This window comes from Zhouia amylolytica (assembly GCF_900116365.1).
Taxonomy (GTDB): domain Bacteria; phylum Bacteroidota; class Bacteroidia; order Flavobacteriales; family Flavobacteriaceae; genus Zhouia; species Zhouia amylolytica.
On sequence record NZ_FPAG01000004.1, the window covers coordinates 98009 to 117263 of the forward strand.

17 protein-coding genes are annotated in these 19255 nt (G+C 37.1%); 8 read left to right on the plus strand and 9 right to left on the minus strand.

The features are described 5' to 3' along the window. Positions 1–12: 12 nt before the first annotated feature. The 8 genes from BM361_RS07340 to BM361_RS07380 form a co-directional block, all read right to left on the minus strand. Positions 13–750: a LytR/AlgR family response regulator transcription factor gene (locus tag BM361_RS07340; protein ID WP_074977951.1), complete on the minus strand. Its 738-nt coding sequence runs from the start codon at positions 748–750 to the stop codon at positions 13–15. A gap of 9 nt (positions 751–759) precedes the next feature. After that, on the minus strand, positions 760–2940 hold the full coding sequence (locus BM361_RS07345) for a tetratricopeptide repeat protein (protein ID WP_083425885.1): 2181 nt from the start codon (positions 2938–2940) through the stop codon (positions 760–762). A gap of 337 nt (positions 2941–3277) precedes the next feature. Beyond that, positions 3278–3847, minus strand: coding sequence for a dioxygenase family protein (locus tag BM361_RS07350; RefSeq protein WP_217643764.1), 570 nt, complete (start codon positions 3845–3847; stop codon positions 3278–3280). Between the two features lie 897 nt (positions 3848–4744). Then, positions 4745–6901 (minus strand): prolyl oligopeptidase family serine peptidase, encoded by a 2157-nt coding sequence (locus tag BM361_RS07360; RefSeq protein WP_038267692.1) that lies wholly within the window; start codon positions 6899–6901, stop codon positions 4745–4747. 154 nt (positions 6902–7055) lie between these two features. Next, a complete protein-coding gene (locus tag BM361_RS07365; protein WP_038267690.1) occupies positions 7056–8042 on the minus strand; it encodes an aspartate-semialdehyde dehydrogenase in 987 nt (328 codons plus the stop codon). A gap of 221 nt (positions 8043–8263) precedes the next feature. Continuing rightward, on the minus strand, positions 8264–8680 hold the full coding sequence (mscL, locus tag BM361_RS07370; RefSeq protein WP_074977957.1) for a large-conductance mechanosensitive channel protein MscL: 417 nt from the start codon (positions 8678–8680) through the stop codon (positions 8264–8266). A 68-nt stretch (positions 8681–8748) separates the two neighbouring features. Next, positions 8749–9858, minus strand: coding sequence for an alanine racemase (gene alr, locus BM361_RS07375; protein WP_074977958.1), 1110 nt, complete (start codon positions 9856–9858; stop codon positions 8749–8751). Next, the gene (locus BM361_RS07380) at positions 9851–10507 is read right to left on the minus strand and encodes a thymidine kinase (protein WP_038267682.1); all 657 of its coding nucleotides are present in this window, start codon (positions 10505–10507) and stop codon (positions 9851–9853) included. The genes alr and BM361_RS07380 overlap by 8 nt, the downstream gene beginning before the upstream one ends. Before the next feature lie 213 nt (positions 10508–10720). Between BM361_RS07380 and BM361_RS07385 the strand changes: the two genes are divergently transcribed. The 3 genes from BM361_RS07385 to BM361_RS07395 all read left to right on the plus strand — a co-directional run bounded on the left by BM361_RS07385 (position 10721) and on the right by BM361_RS07395 (position 13100). Beyond that, positions 10721–11416, plus strand: a complete 696-nt coding sequence (locus BM361_RS07385; RefSeq protein WP_038267677.1) for a hypothetical protein — start codon at positions 10721–10723, stop codon at positions 11414–11416. 80 nt (positions 11417–11496) lie between these two features. Then, positions 11497–12171 carry a 16S rRNA (cytidine(1402)-2'-O)-methyltransferase gene (gene rsmI / locus BM361_RS07390; protein WP_038267675.1) on the plus strand — a complete coding sequence of 225 codons (675 nt, stop codon included), beginning with the start codon at positions 11497–11499 and terminating at the stop codon, positions 12169–12171. 8 nt (positions 12172–12179) lie between these two features. Beyond that, complete coding sequence (locus BM361_RS07395) at positions 12180–13100, plus strand: alpha/beta hydrolase (RefSeq protein WP_074977960.1); 921 nt, start codon at positions 12180–12182, stop codon at positions 13098–13100. A gap of 1 nt (position 13101) precedes the next feature. Here BM361_RS07395 and BM361_RS07400 read toward each other — a convergent pair whose 3' ends face one another. Beyond that, positions 13102–13692: a carboxymuconolactone decarboxylase family protein gene (locus BM361_RS07400; RefSeq protein WP_074977961.1), complete on the minus strand. Its 591-nt coding sequence runs from the start codon at positions 13690–13692 to the stop codon at positions 13102–13104. A gap of 62 nt (positions 13693–13754) precedes the next feature. Here BM361_RS07400 and BM361_RS07405 point away from each other — a divergent pair, with 62 nt between their 5' ends. The 5 genes from BM361_RS07405 to msrA all read left to right on the plus strand — a co-directional run bounded on the left by BM361_RS07405 (position 13755) and on the right by msrA (position 19184). After that, the gene (locus tag BM361_RS07405) at positions 13755–14177 is read left to right on the plus strand and encodes an OsmC family protein (RefSeq protein WP_038267669.1); all 423 of its coding nucleotides are present in this window, start codon (positions 13755–13757) and stop codon (positions 14175–14177) included. A 144-nt stretch (positions 14178–14321) separates the two neighbouring features. After that, positions 14322–16235: a peptide-N-glycosidase F-related protein gene (locus BM361_RS07410; protein WP_074977963.1), complete on the plus strand. Its 1914-nt coding sequence runs from the start codon at positions 14322–14324 to the stop codon at positions 16233–16235. Positions 16236–16392: 157 nt separating this feature from the next. Then, positions 16393–18099 (plus strand): single-stranded-DNA-specific exonuclease RecJ, encoded by a 1707-nt coding sequence (recJ, locus tag BM361_RS07415; protein WP_074977964.1) that lies wholly within the window; start codon positions 16393–16395, stop codon positions 18097–18099. Between the two features lie 94 nt (positions 18100–18193). Then, positions 18194–18649, plus strand: coding sequence for a peptide-methionine (R)-S-oxide reductase MsrB (msrB, locus tag BM361_RS07420; RefSeq protein ID WP_074977966.1), 456 nt, complete (start codon positions 18194–18196; stop codon positions 18647–18649). Next, positions 18642–19184, plus strand: a complete 543-nt coding sequence (gene msrA / locus BM361_RS07425; RefSeq protein WP_038267662.1) for a peptide-methionine (S)-S-oxide reductase MsrA — start codon at positions 18642–18644, stop codon at positions 19182–19184. Before msrB ends, msrA begins: the two co-directional genes overlap by 8 nt. Positions 19185–19255 lie beyond the last annotated feature (71 nt).

Consider the following 19255-nt stretch of genomic DNA (forward strand, 5'->3'; position numbering starts at 1 on the left):
AAGAGTAATGGTTTAACTGTTAGTCCAACTTAAAAAAGTAGTTAAAAACTGTTCTTTTTTTCGGGAAGATACTGGTATTTTTTTACCGTTTTTCAGGTAAATAACTCCTGATTTATCATACTTGTCTATAAACCTTAAGTTGACAATAAACGATTGATGCGTACGTATAAAATCAGTGTTAGAAAGACGTTCTTCAAATTCTTTTAAGGTTTTTGAAACTACGTGTTTTTTGTCGTCATTACAGTAAAAAGTGGTATATCCTTTATCTGATTCGCAGAAAAGTAATTCGTTTAAATCAATCACCTGGAAACTGTCATGCAATGATAAAATTAACTTTGAATCATCATTATTCCATGCCTGTTTAGTAACTCGCAGCTGATTTTTTTGTTGATTTAAGGGGAGTTGGACTACTTTTTGGAGTGCTTTCTGCAATTCATCTACATCAACAGGTTTTAGCAAATAGTCTATCGCCCCAATTTTTAAAGCGCGTAGCGCATGTTCTTCATAAGCGGTTATAAAAATTACTTTAAAGTTGAGGTTTTCTGTTTGGTCTAAAAAATCAAAACCAGTACCATCGGTGAGGTTAATATCCAAAAAAACCAACTCAGGATCACAAGCATTGGCAACGATAACTGCATCTTTTACCGATTCGCATTCTCCCAGTACCGTTATTTCAGTATCTAGTAGTTGCAGTAGATTGCGCAAACCTTTTCTAATGTATTCTTTGTCTTCTACTAATAATGCTTTCACCGGGTTATATTATTTTATATAAGGAATTACCAATGTAACAATGGAGCCTTGCTCATTATATTTTTTTCTGTCTTCGACGGTAAATGAACCTTTCTTTTTAAAATCTTTTGATAGTATTTTTAATCGTTCGGAGGTGATGGTGGTTGATAATGATTTTTTATTTTGATTTTTATTCACCTTTAAAGAGTCAATGCCAATACCATTATCGGTAATAATACAAATTAATTCTTGGTTAGAGAGGATAAGTTTTATCTTGATTATTCTACCTTCTTTCTTATTAACAAAAGCGTGTTCTATGGTGTTTTCTACAAAAGGTTGAATAAGCATTGGAGGGATTTTAAATAGAGAGGTATCTATAGTTTCTTCTACAGAAATGGTATAAACATAGGTTTCATTTTCTAAATTTTGAAGAGCTAAATAGTTTTCAATAGCAATTAATTCTTGAGAGAGCAACACGGTTCTGTCTCTGGAATTTTCTAAAATAATGCGAAGCAATTTTGAAAATTTTGATAAATAGGAAACCGATTTTTTCTGTTCTCTATTCAAGATCATACCTTGCAAAACGGAAAGCGAATTAAATATAAAATGAGGTGTCATTTGCGAGCGCAAAAGTTTTTGTTCTATGACTATATTTTGGGTTTTCGATTTCGCATTTCTAAGTTTTAAAAAGAAAATGATCGCGACTAATATTAATGTCGTAACCAAAAAACCGATAATGCCAAGTAGTAAATTACGTTGTGACCTTTTTAAGTTTTGAGAAGTGTCCATCACTGTCTTTGTGAGCTTTAATTCTCGAATACTGGCAGAATCTAAGGCTTGTTTATACTTGTATTCGTATTCTAATTGGGCAATTTTTTGAATGTTTTCTTTATTAAAAATACTATCGTTCAGTATTTTGTATTGTTGAAAGTTTACGAGAGCCTTTTTGTAATCACCTAGGTTTTTATAAATTTCAGAGAGAATTCCTGAGGCTTTTTTTTGATTTTCTAACAGTTTAAGTTCTTCTGCTATTTTTTCACCCTTTATGGCATATGACAGTGCTTTTTGATACTGTTTTACAAATAGATAGGTTTCAGCAATTCCTAAAAGACTAGCGGATAAAATACGGTTGTCATTTATTTTTTTACTAATGTCTTTCGCTTTTATATAGTTGTCTCGTGCAATTAACAGTTCGTTTTGTAGTAAAAAAATATTTCCAATTTGTGCATAGCAAATAGCAATTTGTTTTAGATTATTTATCTCCTCGCTGGCTTTTAATGACATTTCGAAATATTCAAGAGCCTTTGTATATTCTCTTTTTTTTAGGTAGATGTTGCCAACATTACTATTGTTTGCAGCTATAAGGGTCTTGTGTCCTGTTTTTGATAAAAAGGTTGAGGCCTTTTCATGATATTCTAAAGCTTTGTCAGGTCTTCCTATTGAAGTGTAGGATTCTCCTAGATTATCAAGTCTTTTTGCCATGCCTAAAGTGTCGCCTGTTTTTTTATCATAGGCTAAACTTTTGTTATAATATTCTATAGCTAAGGGGTAGTTGCCTTGTCTTGAATATAGAACGCCTAAGTTTCTGTGAACAAATGAAATACCGTCTTCGTCATCAATAACTTCACTTAAAATTAATGCTTCTTTATAGCTAGCAATAGCTTTTTTGTACCTTCCCGTTTCAGAATATATATTTGCCGTGTTGATCAGGCTGGTCACAAGCCCTTTTTTATTATCCAAAACCTTATAAATATCAATAGCTTTTTTATAATTATCTAAGGCTTCTTCATATTGAGATAAATCATAATTTGTGATGCCAAAAGCAATGTAGATATCTGCGATTCCTTTTTTGTATTGAATAGATTGATAATGGTCTAGTGATTTTTTAAAATAGTTTAAACTTTCTGAATAATTTAATCTTGAGTTTTCCAGTATTCCTTTCAAATAAAATACACGTGCTTTGCCCTTTATGTAATTTAAAGCGTTATTCAAGTCTTCAGATTCTTGAAGATATAATTTGGTTTTCTTGATGTCTCTTTGAAAGTGAGCATATGCCAAATCGAATAAAATGTTTGCCCGTGTAGTATCTTTGGTCTTGTGATTTTCTAATTCAATTTTAAGACTATCTATTTTTTTGGATTGAGCTTGTAGATTAATTACGAAAAATATGTAAACAAATAAATAGAAGATGTACTTGTTAATTGAAATCATACAATTTTTTGATCTTTGGCATTGGAAATAATACGCGCGAATCTACCGATTTTTTAGAATAGGTTAGAACTACTTTATATTTTCTGATTAATTATATAGTTATAGTCTTATAATAGGTTTTGTTCATTTCCGATTGTTTACATTTCCATGAAAAGACAATAAGTGTATATATAATTTCCTCTAATTTTCTACCTTAAAGCCCTAATTTTATTTTAAAAGTATCCTTCTGTTGTAATAGTGAATAATTAATTGTGCAATGTAAGAAAATATGTGCGTATAATTGTAAAGTTGTAGTAAAGAAAGGAAGTGCAAAAAACACTTTTTTTATAAGGTAAGATCAATCTTTATCGCTATATCCCGGTACATTTCTGCCTAGTATAAGATCTCTTTTACCAACGAGTAGGTCACCTTCTTTGGTAAATGTAAGGATGCCTGAGCCACCACCCCGAGGATTTAATTGTTCCTTTTCAGCTGCTGTTAAAAGTGAATCACCTTCGAAAAGGTAGCTTTCAACCCAGTAGTATTTTCCATTAGGTTCTAAAATAGTTAAATGAATATGAGCAGCCGCTGAGCGATTTGGATAGACCCCAGGTTTTAAAGTGTAAAATGTATACTGTCCTTTGTTGTTGGTTTTAATCCAACTGCGGATATAACCATGTCTTTTACCCCAACCTGTTTCAGTGCCCTTGGCAGGATAAACACCATCCTGATCAGTATGGTAAACATATAAAATAACATCTTTAGCAGGGGATTTTCCATCGGGCAGGTAAACCGTTCCCGATACTCTTAACCGTGGGCCGTCATTATTAAAATCAGGAAGTGTATCTGTAGCATTAAGACGAGTGCCAGCATATTCAAATACAGCTTCACACCCTTCGCAAGGGCCGCCGATAAGTTGTGGCGTCATTTTATCTTGCGAACAACCAACAGTAGAAATGAAAAACAATATATAAAGTAACTTTCTGATAATCTAATGGTTTTATTCACATAAAGTTACAAATTTATAGGGAATGAAAAAGATACGAATTAATAGAGTCTATGGCCTGTCATCCCACCTCCCTGTCATTCCGCACCTGTTGCGGAATCTATGTAATGTGGAGTGCAAACAGGAAGTGTCATTCCAATGGTCATTCCGCATTTATTGCAGAATCAATTGTTCTTAGTAAGTTGAAATTTGAAGATTAAAGTCACTTCTTGATTTCATTGCTTAAAAAGTCAAAATAGCGTTTACTTTTAGAAGGTATAGAATGAGGGATGTAATTCCACCGCTGACAAATAGGGTGCCTTGCCAATAAATGGCTTTGGATCCAAACTTTTTCCACATTTTTTCTCCGTAAACCTCATTTTTAAAATATGTGTGGGTAAATCTCCAAAAAAGAAAAGTGATAATTAAAAAAAGAGGTATGGCTATGATCCAAATATTTCCCATTGCTTAAGTTTTAATTTAGGTTCTTAAATAGAAAACTCCGAAAATAATCGAAATTTTTTAATCCTACAATGTAGGAAATCAAATTCAATCTTTATCATCCCACCTCCTTGCCATTCCGAATTAATTGCAGAATCTATGTAATGTGGAGTGTAACCGGAAAGTGTCATTCCAATTGTCATTCCGTATTTATTACGGAATCCATCGTGGAGTGAATTTGAACTTCACCCTTTTTATTACGGACCTGTTACGGAATTTATCCCCTCTGGCGAATTATTATTTGAAGACATGCTGATCAATACAGGATCAAAAAAACCCCGCTGCCATTGGCAGCGGGGTTTTTTGTTTTGTAAATAAGATAGTATACCTATCTGATTATTACATAGTATCTTTTACCTCGTCAAGGATAGCTTGATTAGGAAGCTCCTTGTAACCCATATTATACAAGGTAAATCCGAAGATATCAGCATACTCATCGATCACCATTGAAGTAGGCTTCCCTGCACCGTGCCCGGCATTAGTATTAATTCTTATCAATACCGGGTTGTCACCGCTTTGCTTCTCTTGTAGTTCAGCAGCAAACTTAAAGCTATGTGCCGGTACCACACGATCATCATGGTCTCCCGTGGTTATCATAGTGGCAGGATACTGTGTACCCTCTTTTACATTATGCACCGGAGAATACCCTTTCAGATATTCGAACATTTCTTTGTTGTCTTCTGCAGTTCCATAGTCATAAGCCCATCCTGCACCAGCAGTAAATGTATGGTAACGTAACATGTCTAATACCCCAACAGCAGGTAAGGCAACCTTCATCAGGTCAGGACGCTGAGTCATTGTAGCTCCTACTAAAAGCCCACCGTTAGATCCACCACGAACAGATAGATAATCTGGAGAAGTATAACCTTGCTCAATTAAGAACTCTCCGGCACTGATAAAATCGTCAAAAACATTCTGCTTTTGCATTTTAGTTCCCGCATCATGCCATTTTTTACCGTACTCTCCACCACCTCTTAGGTTAGGAACCGCATAGATACCACCTTGCTCTAACCAAACTGCCATAGCAGTACTGAAGGAAGGGGTAAGGCTAATGTTAAATCCACCGTAACCATACAGCATTGTTGGGTTCTTTCCGTTCTTTTCTAAACCTTTTTTATAAGTTATGATCATCGGAACCTTAGTGCCATCTTTAGAGGTGTAAAACACTTGCTCCGAAGTATAAGCATCACTGTTAAAATCGATATTCGGACTCCAATAGTTTTCTGAAACACCTGTTTCAGGATCAAACTTTAATATCTTACCTGGAGTGCTGTAGTTCGTGAATGAGTAATAAAGTGTAGTGTCTTCCTTCTTACCACCAAAACCACCTGCAGTACCAAGGCCTGGTAGTTCAATTTCACGAACTAGCTTACCGTCATAGTCGTATTGCAATACTTTAGATAAAGCATCTACCATATATTTTGCAAAGAAATAACCACTACCGGTAGAAACGCTTAATACGTTTTCTGTTTCAGGTATAAAATCTTCCCAGTTGTCCGGAGTAGGATTCGAAGCGTCTACTGTAACGATACGCTTATTAGGGGCATCGAGGTTGGTAGAAATATAGAGTTTAGAACCAACATTCTCTATGATGCCACTATCTGAATCATAATTATCGGTTATAGTAATTAATTCCGCATCAGGATCCATAAGATCTTTGATAAATAATTTATTTCCCGATGTGGCTACAGAGGCAGAAATTACCAAATAGTGATCGTCTTCAGTTACATAACCACCGACATACCTGTTTTTCTCTTCCGGAGTAGCCCCGAAGATTACCTGGTCGTCTTTTTGAGCTGTTCCTAGCTTGTGATAATATAATTTATGTTGATCGGTTTTTGCCGATAATTCGCTGCCTTTAGGCTTGTCGTAACTAGAGTAGTAAAAGCCTTCGTTTCCTTTCCACGAAACACCACTGAACTTCACATCAACGAGTGTGTCTTCAATAATTTCCTTTTTAACGGCATCGATCACAATGATTTTTCTCCAGTCGCTACCTCCTTCAGAAATAGAGTAAGCTGCTAAAGAACCATCTTTAGAAAAGCTCAATCCTCCTAAGGAAGTAGTACCATCTTCTGAAAAGGTGTTTGGGTCCAGGAACACTTCTGCTTCCTCACCATCCTTTTCACGGTATATGACAGATTGATTTTGTAAACCATTGTTTTTGTAGAAGTACGTATAATCACCTTCTTTAAAAGGAGCTGATACTCTTTCATAGTTCCATAATTTCTCAAGACGTTGCTTTAAGGCTTCACGATAGGGAATGTTTTCAAGGTAACCAAAGGTTACTTCATTTTCTGCCTGTACCCACTGTGCCGTTTCTTCAGAACGGTCGTCTTCCAGCCAACGGTAAGGATCTTTCACGTCAGTACCGAAGTATGTATCAGTGGTATCTACTTTTTTTGTAATTGGATATTTCAATATTTCTTTCTTTTCTCCTGAGCTGCAGGAAATTAGCATACAAGAAGATGCAAATAAAATGAGCGACTTTTTCATATGTGTTAATAGGTTGTTTTTGCGAAGGGAATATACAAAAATGTCAATTTTAAGATTTTAGTGTTAAGATAGTTTTAACGATTCCCTCTGAAATAAAAAACCCTTTCTGATGAAAGGGTTTAAAACAAAAAACAACTTAATGTCGCTGATATGATTATATCAGATCATTGGCAATAAGATATTCAGCTATCTGAACAGCATTGGTAGCTGCTCCTTTACGTAAGTTATCAGCAACAATCCACATATTTAATGTGTTTGGCTGAGATTCATCTCTTCTGATTCTACCGACAAAAACATCATTTTTTCCTTCAGCATAAATCGGCATTGGATATGTGTTCGTGTCAGGGTTGTCTTGTACAGTCACTCCAGGAGTTTCACTTAAAAGACGACGCACTTCTCCTAGTTCGAAATCATTGTCAAACTCAATATTAACGGCTTCACTGTGTCCACCTACAACTGGAATACGAACAGCGGTAGCAGTTACATTAATATTGTTATCAAGTATTTTCTTAGTTTCTCTTGTTAACTTCATTTCTTCTTTGGTGTACCCATTATCTTCAAATACATCACAGTGAGGTAAAGCATTTCTGTGAATTGGATAAGGATAAGCCATTTCGTCTTTAACACCTGCATATTCATTTTCTAACTGACGAACTGCTTTTACACCTGTACCTGTAATAGATTGGTAAGTTGAAACAACCACACGGTTAATACCATAGGTTTTATGGAGAGGGGATAGGGCCAATACCATCTGAATAGTAGAACAATTCGGATTAGCAATAATTTTATCTTCTTTAGTTAAGCTTTCTGCGTTGATCTCAGGAACCACAAGTTTTTTGGTAGGGTCCATACGCCATGCTGACGAATTGTCGATAACAGTTGTGCCTACTTCGGCAAATTTCGGAGCCCAATCTAAAGAAGTGTCTCCACCTGCAGAAAAAATAGCAATATCCGGTTTCGCTTCTACAGCAGTTTGTAATCCAATTATGCTATATGTCTTACCTTTAAATTCCATTTCTTTTCCAACAGAACGCTCAGAAGCTACTAATAATAATTCTGTAAATGGGAAGTTACGCTCTTCTAATACCCTCAACATAACTTCACCAACCATACCGGTTGCGCCTACTACTGCTACTTTCATTTGTTAATCTCTTTAAGTCTGTTTAGACTAATATTGTTTATATATATGCTTATTATGATACAGCAAATGTACATATAAAATTTACCTGTACAAGACCCCTTGATTAACTTTAAATTAAAAATAACAGAATGTTATAAATATAACAAACAGTAAAAAAGAACCACCTCATGCCAAGGTGGTTTAGTGAAACATTAGAATAAGTAGCATAGCGGCTACGCGTCTTATTTAGCTTTTAATAAATCTCTGATTTCTGTTAGTAACTCTTCCTGGGTTGGTCCTTTTGGAGCCACGGGTGCTTCTTCTTTCTTCTTTTTAGTTTTCTCATAGGCCTTTAATACTATGAATATGGCAAATCCAATGATTATAAAATCAATGATAAACTGAATAAAAGATCCATAATTAATACTAACGGCCGCTTGGGTAACTTCCCCTGAGGCATCGACAACGGCCTCTTTAATTACATACTTAAGATCTGAAAAATTAACGTTGCCCAGTAAAAGACCAATTGGAGGCATTAAGATATCTTTGGTGAAAGATGAAACAATTTTCCCAAAGGCGCCGGCCACAATAACAGCAGTAGCAAGATTAACAATATCGCCCTTTAGCAAGAACGACTTAAAGTCTTTAAAGAATCCCATATATAAATCGGTTAGGTTAATAATGAGTATCAATTTAGTAATTTTTTTGATACTCCGAAAGCTACCATTTATTTGATGATCACTCTTTTGATTCGTTGAGAGATCCCGGTTATCAATTCATAAGAAATGGTATTGCCTGTTTTTGCAAAATCTTCAGCGCTCACCGGTCCGCCAAAAACAATTACTTCATCACCTTCCTCACAATTGATACCGTTTAAGTCAACCATCAACATATCCATACAAACATTTCCGATTATAGGAGCTCTTTTTGAACCGATGGTAAGGTAGCCCTTTTGTTTTCCAAAATGCCTTCCGATTCCATCAGCATGACCTACAGGAATGATCCCGATACGTGTGGTATTTGTAGCGGTGAATCCCATATTGTAACCAACGCTATCACCTTCGTTAACAGTATGTATTTGTGAAATTATGCTTTTTAAGGTTCCTATGGGTTTTAGTTCCTGGTCATAATCGGGGTCGTTACCATAGCCATATAGCCCTATGCCACTACGAACCATATCGAATTGTCCGATATCAGCATAGTTGAGAATCCCTGAAGTATTTAGTATGTGTAATAAAGGATGAAACCCAAATTGGTTAATAAACCTATCGGTAATATCCTTGAATTTAGAAATCTGTTTTAAGGTAAAGTCTTTTACGCTCAAATCCTCAGAGGCAGCCAAATGAGAAAATAATGATACTATGTTAAGTTGATTTTGCTGTCCTAATTGATCATAGAGGTAGTTCAGGTCTCTTGCTTCAAATCCCAGTCTATTCAGGCCTGTATTGAATTTAAGATGAATAGGGTAGTTTTGAATTCCTTTATGCTTCATCAATGACATGAATTCTTCCAACACTTTTTTGTTGTAAAGGTTCGGTTCTAAATGGAATTCAATAATTTCTTCAAATTGCGCTGGAATAGAATGTAAAACCAAAATAGGAGTAGTGATTCCTGCTTTTCTGAGGGCAACTCCTTCATAAGCATACGCCACCGCAAAATATTCAACACCCTTGGATTCCAGGAATTTTGCTATCTCACAAGAATCATTACCATATGCATAGGCCTTTACCACAGCCATGAGCTTTGTGCTTGGTTCTATTTTAGAACGCAGATAACGTAAATTATGTTCCAGCGATGTTAAGTTGATCTCCAGAACAGTTTCATTAGCTTTATGCATTAGATTCTTTGTCTGTATCTTTTTCGGTTGTTAGGTTTTCCGCCTCTCGAACATCAAGGCGGTTCACCTTATCCTGTAGCATTGCTTTAAAGTAAGCTGCTCTGCTTAAAGGTTCATATTCTTCAGTTTCACCCAATAAGACTAGATTGTCATTGTTCGATTTTCTAAAACTGTAGTTGGCCAGATTCCCGGTGCGAGTACAAATAGCATGTACTTTAGTCACATATTCTGCTGTGGCCATTAAATATGGCATCGGGCCAAAAGGGTTGCCTTTAAAGTCCATATCCAGGCCGGCAACAATGACACGAACGCCTTTATTGGCGAGGTCATTGCAAACAGAAACTATTTCATCGTCGAAAAATTGCGCTTCATCGATTCCAATAACATCGCATCCATCGGCAAGCAATCTGATATTTGCCGCAGCAGGAACGGGAGTAGATCGTATTTCATTTTCATCATGAGACACCACCATTTCATCATCGTACCTTACGTCTACCGCAGGTTTGAAGATTTCTACCTTTTGCTTTGCAAACTTCGCTCGTTTGAGTCTGCGAATCAATTCCTCCGTTTTTCCAGAGAACATTGAACCACAAATTACCTCAATCCACCCAAATTGCTCTTTATGATTTACCGTATTTTCGAGAAACATTTTGTATTTTTCAGAACGGAAACAAGTAATCCTGTTTCCTTAGGATATAAAATTAGATAAACCATCATAATTTTATGATTCAAAAATACATAAATTGAAAGACTAAAATTATATGGCAATTATCTGTGTTCAAATTAACAAATAATAAATTAATTTATTCACGGCAAATTTATCAAAAAACCAACGAGCCGTCAGGCTTAAATTGCAAAAGTTATGAAGAAGAAATTGGAAGCTGAGTTAGTAAACATAGCTCAAAGAATCTTAAAGCTCGAAGGAAAACAAGATATAAGTGCGTTGCACAATGAAGTCCTCAAAATCTACGAGAAACTAACCATTTTGAAATTTGTGGAAGAGCAACTAGGCTCATTTCAGCCAACATCAAGCCGACAAGAAGTTGCTGACAAATTTGAAGGTTTAGCAAACTCAGTACTCGATGAAAACAGACATGTTCCTGAGTCAAACCCTCATGAAGGAGAAGACGACCTCATGATCCCGGGTATCGAAACCATAAAAGGGATGGTACAGGAAATGCCGGAAAAAGAATCATTAGATGATATCCTTTCAGGAGTCTTTCCACAACCCACCTTTATAAAGGCAGAAGCCGATCATATTTCCCCCGACATAGAAGTAAAAAAGAAAACTGAAACAAGAAGCAGGTCCCTAAACGACCGCTTGAAAGCAAACAGCCTGAACATCGGTCTAAACGATAAATTGGCCTTTGTTAAACACCTGTTCGGTGGAAGTACAGAAGACTACAACAGAGTGGTTTCACAGCTAAGCACCATACAAGAGTGGAGTGAAGCACAAAATTTCGTTGAAAACATGGTCAAGCCTGATTATAATAACTGGGAAGGGAAAGAAGTTTTTGCCGATCGATTCATTGAAATCGTCGAAAGCAAGTTTTCATAAACGATAAAATATATTTATACTTGGCCGAAAGTTGTATCCCAGCTTTCGGCTCTTTATTTTTACAGGAATAATTAATTACTATGGGAAAACTATACCTGGTTCCAACACCAATAGGGAATCTAGAAGACATCACCCTCAGAGCTATAAAGGTGTTAAAAGAGGTAGATACAATTCTTGCAGAAGATACCCGTACCAGTGGTAAACTCCTTAAGCATTTTGATATCAACACTCCAATGCAAAGCCACCATATGCATAACGAGCATAAAACGGTTGATGCCTTGGTCAAAAGAATGTTGGCAGGAGAAACGATTGCCCTTATCAGTGATGCAGGTACTCCTGCTATTTCAGATCCCGGATTTTTACTGAGTAGAGCGTGTATTGAAAACAATGTAGAAGTAGATTGCCTTCCGGGTGCGACAGCTTTTGTGCCTGCTTTGGTGAATAGCGGACTCCCTAATGATAAATTTGTTTTTGAAGGATTCCTGCCTGACAAAAAAGGCCGACAGACACGGTTAAAGTTACTGGCAGACGAAACCCGAACCATGATTTTTTATGTGTCTCCCTATAAACTCCTTAAAACCTTAAAAGAATTCGCTCAATATTTCGGAGAAGACAGGTCCGTTTCAGTTTCACGTGAAATAACCAAACTTCATGAAGAAACAATTCGCGGAACGATAACAGAAGTATTAAAACATTATGAAGCCAAACCTCCTAAAGGAGAAATTGTAATGGTGGTTGGCGGGAATGGTAAATAAATAACTCAATGAGAAGTAGCTTCTTTATTTTTAGCCTTTATGCGATCATATTCGGAACATGTCTATTGAATGCTCAGGAGAGAGGTATGCCGATTTGGGGAGATCCCATACCAAATAAAATTGCAACCAACGAAGAAGAACTGGTAGAGCGCAGACCTGATAGGTGGATTGAGAAAGTTCAGGTGCCTACTGTAGAAGTATTCTTGCCCGAAAACACCTATGATGCTACTGATGCTGTTGTTATTTGTCCGGGAGGAGGCTATAAAGGAGTTGCTTATGATCTCGAAGGAACCAAAGTAGCAAAATGGCTTCAAAAAAGAGGAGTAGCAGCTTTTGTGCTGAAATACAGACTACCCACTTCAAAATCAGTAAAAGAGAACGAAAAAGTAGCAATACAAGATCTTCAAAGAACTGTCAGAATGGTTCGTGCTAATGCTAAAAAATGGAATATCAATGAAAATGGCGTAGGGGTAATTGGGTTTTCGGCAGGCGGACACCTTACAGCGACCTTGGCGGTACACCATGATACGAATTTCTATGAACCTCAGGATGCAACGGATACCCAGAGCGCAAAACCAAACTTTGTAGCTTTGATTTATCCGGTTATCACTATGCAATCATCATTTAAACATGCCGGTTCTGTCAGGAATCTGTTGGGGGAATCACCAGGCAAACTGACAATTGATTTCTATTCGCCCGAATTACAGGTAACCAAAGATACGCCTCCTTCCTTTATAGTACATGCTTCAGATGATAAGGCTGTGCCCGTAGAAAACAGTCTTGTTTTTTATGAATCCCTGATAGCAAAGGAGGTACTTGCCGAAATGCATATCTACCCCAAGGGAGGTCATGGATTTGGATTAGCCCAAAAAAATCCGCATTTGAGAACCTGGATAGAGCGTTTCTATGAATGGATTCAAACTCAATAACCTACTGATGTTTTCCTACTTCCCAACCGTGTTTTCCTAAATATTGATTCCCGCTTTCAATAGCCCCTTCCTCTAGCGTAGTACCCATACTGTCATTCCAGCGGTTTAAATAGCCAAATAATGAAATTACTCCTAACATTTCTACAATTTCGCCTTCATCCCAATGGCGATGAAGCTCTTTTTTAATCGATTCATCAACAGCATTTGGAATAACGGAAGCAGCCAGCGAAAAGTCTAAAGCTGCACGTTCACCATCCGAAAAGGCCGGATGAGTTTTATAATCCCATATATGATCCAGCTTTTCCTGTTCCGCTCCATAACGTTCTGCAGCTCTGATTGCATGTGCCTGACAATATCGACACCCCGTTGCGTTGCTACTAACCCAGGCAATCATTCTTTTAAGCGAGGAGGTGACCCTGCCTTTATTATTCATGACAGCCTTGTTCAAATTAATAAAAGCCCTGGCGATTTCAGGCCTGATTTGCATGGTTAAAACCGAGTTCGGACAAAACCCTAAGGTTTCATTAAAAAAATCCGCCAATTCTTTGGTCTCAGGATCGTGTTTAGGAGGCAGTGGATTTACTAAAGGCATAATATTTCTATTCGTTAATTAATCTGTATTTTTGAATTTACAATTAACGAAAATTTAAAATCATGGCAAATAATCATATTACAACTACCTGGAAAGGCGATATGAAATTCGAAAGCGATAACCCTTCTGGGCATAATTTATTTATAGATGCCGGTGAAGAGAGTGGAGGAAAAGGTGATGGCTACAGGCCAAAAGCATTAATGCTTTCTGCGTTGGCAGGTTGTTCGGGTCTCGATGTAGCCTCCCTGATAAAAAAAATGCGCCTGGATGTCGATGATTTTGAAATCAAGATAGACGCTCAACTTACGGAAGAACATCCAAAATATTACGATAAAGTAACTATGGACTTTCATTTTAAAGGCGATAATCTGGATGAGACAAAACTTACCAAAGCGGTAGATCTTTCCGTTGAAAAATACTGCGGAGTAATGGCGATGTTTCAGAAATTCGCCGAGGTTAAAATCAATATATTTTTCAATAAGTAACCCTTAAAATTAACTAGTAAAGTGAAGCGGTCATGAGATTTATAATTCATATACCATCCCTGGAATATGATGTAAAATAGCATGAACCTTCCGGAATCTATTATGATGTTTTGCAGGATTCGTGCAAACAAAAAAATTAAACACATGAGTAAAGTTAGCCTGTTTTTTTATGCTGCAATTTTTGCAGTACTATTCTCTAATGCTCAAACCAAAGAGCATGTTATTTCCCATAATGAAGAAATAATTGTTACCGATCCCTCAAAAGGAGCTAACAGTTACAAACGAACCACTACGTTTCCATCTTCTGATAAAGACATTCGTCAGATTAAGTTATTGTTGACTTTCGAGTGTCCGGATAAAGATAAAATGAGATGTGCCGATTGGGATTATGTGGATCATATTAATGTGATCCCAAAAAACGATACGACGACCTACGAGATCGCAAGGATGTTAACGCCTTATGGAGGTCGTTTTCAGAAAGACTGGATTTTTAAATGGGAGGTTGATGTAACCGATTTTAGTGAAATTCTCCGCGATGAAGTGGTAGTTGATTACATACATACCGGGTATGAGGATAATAAAACAAGAGGGTGGAAAGTAACGGTAGATTTTGAAATCACCTATGGAACTCCAGTCGCAAAACCTCTCGCCATTCATAAAATATATGATGGAAATTATTCCTATGGAGATAAAAACGATCCAATAGAAAGCCATTTGAAACCCATCAGCTTAAAAGCGAATGCTGCAACTGCCTTTTCAAAAGTTAAAGTACACCAGACAGGTCATGGAATGGATAAAAATGGCTGTGGTGAATTCTGCGATAAATGGCGCGATATCCTTTTTAACGGAGAGGTGGTAAACCATAAAGATATATGGATGAAGTGTGGAGATAACCCGCTTTATCCACAAGCGGGAACCTGGATTTTCGATCGTGCAAACTGGTGCCCTGGGTATTTATTACAACCGGATGAAGTGCTTATAGCTGCTAAAAACGGAGAAGAGTATACCGTAGACATCAATATGCAGTCTTATGAAACTGAGAAACCAAGTGCGAAGGAACTTCTGGTGGCCTACGTAATAGAATATGGAGAGATTGCTTCGGCAAATGATGTAACCCTGCTTGATATTATCAAACCATCTGCTAAATTAAATTATAGCAGAATTAATCCAACAGGAGGCTTGCCCGTAATCAAAGTCAAAAATAACGGGAGCAAGCCATTGACCAAAATGACAATCAAATATTATCTGGAAGGTCAAAAAGCGAAAAAATATAAATGGACTGGTAATATAGCCTTCGGTCAGGAAGCTCAAATCACTCTTCCGGAGGAAGTATATGCTGCTGAAGATGACCTTAAATTCACAGTAGAACTGGAAAGACCAAATGGAAAGCGCGATGGTTTTGAAGCTGATAATACACTTTCATCAACCTATCAAAAGCCTGATATTTTACCTCAGGATATTGTATTGCGTTTTAAAACAAATAAAAAACCTCGACAAAACACTTATCGGGTTGAAGATAGCTTTGGTAATGTGGTGTTTAAAAAGGATAGCACCGATTTAATGCCGGATCATCTTCATATGGATACTTTAAAGTTGAAAGACGGCAGCTATAGCTTTATCGTTGATGACACAGGTAACAACGGACTGGAATTTTGGTTTAATGCTAAAGAAGGCGCAGGAAATGTTAAAATACTGGATACCCTCGGACAGGCCATAAAACAATTTAAATCAGACTTCGGTAAAAACATCACCTATAACTTTGTAGTAAGAAATGGAGAAGAATACTCACTCGATCCTAATCCATCAGTAAGCATGTTTGGAGCGCGCACCGATGGACCGGTTATTGTTGATTATTTTGCCAACAAAGCGCAAGAGGTAAAGATCTATATTACTGAACAGGAGAATCCAAAAAACATTGTTCAGGCGCATATGTACCAAAACTTTAAAGAAGGTATTCTGGAATATGATTTGTCATACCTGCCAAAAATGAGATATACCATTATGGTAGTGGTAAACGGAGAAACAATATTTAAAAATAGAATCCGCCTCAAAGAATAATATAGGTTGAGTTGCCTGCCCGTTTCAAACGGGTAGGCAATAAAATATGTAAACCTATAACCGAAAGTGACATATCACTACAGAATTATTGATTTTTTTATTAGATTTTTATAAAAAAGAGGCTGAAAATAGCTTTAAAAATAAATAAGTTAAACCTATGCGTTGGACGCTGAAGCCCAAACCGGAAATAGCTAAAATAAAAGAACTGGCTCAACAATTAAATGTTGATACATTTATAGCCACACTGCTATTGCAGCGCGGTATTGAAACGTTCGACGATGCAAAAAGGTTTTTCCGACCTTCACTTAATGATTTGCATGATCCTTTTCTGATGAAGAATATGGATAAGGCGGTAAGTCGTATCGAGGCCGCGATTACTAATAATGAGAACATTCTGGTGTATGGAGATTATGATGTAGATGGAACGACTGCGGTTTCTCTCATGAGTTCATATCTTTTGTCAATCTATCCTAATGTGGCTACATACATTCCCGATCGATATAATGAAGGTTATGGAGTTTCTTATCAGGGAATTGATTTTGCAGAAGATAATGACTTCTCATTAATAGTTGCGCTCGACTGTGGTATTAAGGCAATTGATAAAGTAGCGTATGCCAGTGAAAAAGGAATCGATTTTGTTATATGCGATCATCACAGGCCTGGTGATGAAATACCTCAAGCCATTGCCGTTTTAGATCCCAAACAAATTGATTGCCATTACCCCTATGATGAACTTTGTGGTTGTGGTGTTGGCTTTAAGCTTATTCAGGCACTGGCATCAGGGAGAGGACAGACAATAAACGATTTAATTCCTTATCTTGATTTGGTAGCAACCGCCATCGGAGCAGATATAGTGCCCGTTACAGGAGAAAACAGGGTGTTGGCTTACCACGGCATGAAAGTGATCAATACCAATCCAAGACCAGGAATAAAAGCAATAACCCATCAGCTTAATAAAAAGAAATTAACCATTACAGATGTTGTATTCATTGTAGCCCCACGTATCAACGCCGCGGGTAGAATGAAACACGGACAGCACGCAGTAAATTTGCTTACAGAAAAAGATCTTAATGTTGCCATCGGATTTGCATCAGAGATAGAAGATTTTAATTCAGATCGTCGTGACCTTGATAAGCAAATAACAGAAGAAGCCCTCGAACAAATACATGCTAATAATGAACAGGAAAGATATACGACCGTAGTGTATAAAAATGACTGGCATAAGGGTGTAATAGGTATTGTAGCTTCAAGATTAACAGAAACCTATTACAGACCCACTTTGGTGTTTACTAAAAGTGGTGAAAAGCTGGCAGCTTCGGCACGTTCCGTTAAGGGTTTTGATGTATATAATGCCTTAGATGCTTGTAGAGATCATATTGAACAATTTGGAGGACATAAATATGCAGCAGGTCTAACCTTAAAAGAAGAACAATATGAAGCCTTCAAACAAAAGTTTGAGGAGGTGGTCGATAGTACCATTGATAGAAAGCTATTAACACCGGAAGTATTAGTGGATGCAGAAATTGACCTCGATGTGATAACCCCTAAATTCTATAGAATTATAAAGCAATTTGCTCCTTTTGGCCCCGGGAATATGACACCTGTTTTTATGACGCAAAACCTTATGGATACGGGCTATGGTAAAGGAGTGGGAGCAGACGAAGCACACCTAAAGATAACGGTTACTCAATCCTTTGAATCTACCATTGGGGACAGTAAATCCATTGCAGGTATCGGTTTCAATATGGGTGATAAAATAGAGTTGATTAAAAACAAAAAGCCATTTAGTGCCGTATATTCAATAGACGAAAACGAGTGGAATGGTAATGTAAGCTTACAACTTAAGTTAAAAGACATTCGATAAGTTCGGGTGTTGTAAGGAGCATGCCTGAGAAACGACTACCCTTTCGTGAATAACGATCCATAACCACAACCATTTAAAGAAAGGAACTTATAATATGTTAACCTGGAGCGATATTATACACTTTACAGTTAAAGGGAATCCAACTCCTGATCAAAGGATGGAAAAAACAGAGGCCGAATGGAAAGACCAACTAACGCCCGAAGCGTTCAGAATTACACGACTTAAAGGAACGGAAATGGCTCATTCCGGTGCATTATGTGCTACACACGATGCCGGTAAATATAATTGTGTGTGTTGCAGCACCCCCTTGTTCGATTCAACCATCAAATACAATTCCGGATCCGGTTGGCCCAGCTTTACACAGCCTATAAAAGAAAACGCCATAAAGTATGAAAAAGACACCTCTTTCGGTATGGTGAGGGTTGAGGTTATGTGTAATACCTGTGATGCTCATTTAGGACATGTGTTTCCGGATGGTCCTGAGCCTGGAGGATTAAGATATTGCGTAAATTCAGCATCCATTAAAATAGAAAGGGATAGAAATGACTAATAAAAAACTTGAGATAGCAACGATCGGAGGTGGCTGCTTTTGGTGTACAGAAGCTGTGTTTCAACAAATAAAAGGAGTAGAAAAAGTAGTGTCGGGTTATACAGGAGGAAATGCCCCCGGAAAACCAACATACAGGGAAATATGTTCAGGATTAACAGGTCATGCGGAGGTAATTCAAGTACATTACGACCCGGAGCAAATAGCATACGAAGACCTGCTGGTTATTTTCATGACCAGTCATGATCCAACAACCCTCAACAGGCAGGGAGCTGATGTAGGAACTCAGTACCGATCAGTTATTTTCTACCACAACGAGAAACAAAAAGAAGTTGCGGAAACCGTACTAAAAGAAATGATTACATATTACCAGGACCCAATTGTTACAGAGATAAGTCCGGCATCTGTCTTTTATGAAGCAGAGGATTATCATCAGAATTATTATAACAATAACAGCACCCAGGGATATTGTAGTGTAGTGATTACTCCTAAACTGACCAAACTTCGACAACAGCATGCCGATAAATTAAAGGGGTAAACCTTATAAATCCATACAGGAATTTGTATCTTAATGATAAGAGTTTTAAAATGTTACTTGATAACTAGCAT

What these genes read in the sequence shown, in the direction of transcription:
- BM361_RS07395 (WP_074977960.1), top strand. Translation starts at nt 12,180, where the DNA reads ATGAGAAGTAGCTTCTTTATTTTTAGCCTTTATGCGATCATATTCGGA.
- BM361_RS07385 (WP_038267677.1), top strand. Translation starts at nt 10,721, where the DNA reads ATGAAGAAGAAATTGGAAGCTGAGTTAGTAAACATAGCTCAAAGAATC.
- BM361_RS07380 (WP_038267682.1), bottom strand. Translation starts at nt 10,507, where the DNA reads ATGTTTCTCGAAAATACGGTAAATCATAAAGAGCAATTTGGGTGGATT.
- BM361_RS07345 (WP_083425885.1), bottom strand. Translation starts at nt 2,940, where the DNA reads ATGATTTCAATTAACAAGTACATCTTCTATTTATTTGTTTACATATTT.
- alr (WP_074977958.1), bottom strand. Translation starts at nt 9,858, where the DNA reads ATGCATAAAGCTAATGAAACTGTTCTGGAGATCAACTTAACATCGCTG.
- BM361_RS07405 (WP_038267669.1), top strand. Translation starts at nt 13,755, where the DNA reads ATGGCAAATAATCATATTACAACTACCTGGAAAGGCGATATGAAATTC.
- mscL (WP_074977957.1), bottom strand. Translation starts at nt 8,680, where the DNA reads ATGGGATTCTTTAAAGACTTTAAGTCGTTCTTGCTAAAGGGCGATATT.
- msrA (WP_038267662.1), top strand. Translation starts at nt 18,642, where the DNA reads ATGACTAATAAAAAACTTGAGATAGCAACGATCGGAGGTGGCTGCTTT.
- BM361_RS07410 (WP_074977963.1), top strand. Translation starts at nt 14,322, where the DNA reads ATGAGTAAAGTTAGCCTGTTTTTTTATGCTGCAATTTTTGCAGTACTA.
- BM361_RS07365 (WP_038267690.1), bottom strand. Translation starts at nt 8,042, where the DNA reads ATGAAAGTAGCAGTAGTAGGCGCAACCGGTATGGTTGGTGAAGTTATG.
- BM361_RS07350 (WP_217643764.1), bottom strand. Translation starts at nt 3,847, where the DNA reads ATGACGCCACAACTTATCGGCGGCCCTTGCGAAGGGTGTGAAGCTGTA.
- recJ (WP_074977964.1), top strand. Translation starts at nt 16,393, where the DNA reads ATGCGTTGGACGCTGAAGCCCAAACCGGAAATAGCTAAAATAAAAGAA.
- msrB (WP_074977966.1), top strand. Translation starts at nt 18,194, where the DNA reads ATGTTAACCTGGAGCGATATTATACACTTTACAGTTAAAGGGAATCCA.
- BM361_RS07360 (WP_038267692.1), bottom strand. Translation starts at nt 6,901, where the DNA reads ATGAAAAAGTCGCTCATTTTATTTGCATCTTCTTGTATGCTAATTTCC.
- rsmI (WP_038267675.1), top strand. Translation starts at nt 11,497, where the DNA reads ATGGGAAAACTATACCTGGTTCCAACACCAATAGGGAATCTAGAAGAC.
- BM361_RS07400 (WP_074977961.1), bottom strand. Translation starts at nt 13,692, where the DNA reads ATGCCTTTAGTAAATCCACTGCCTCCTAAACACGATCCTGAGACCAAA.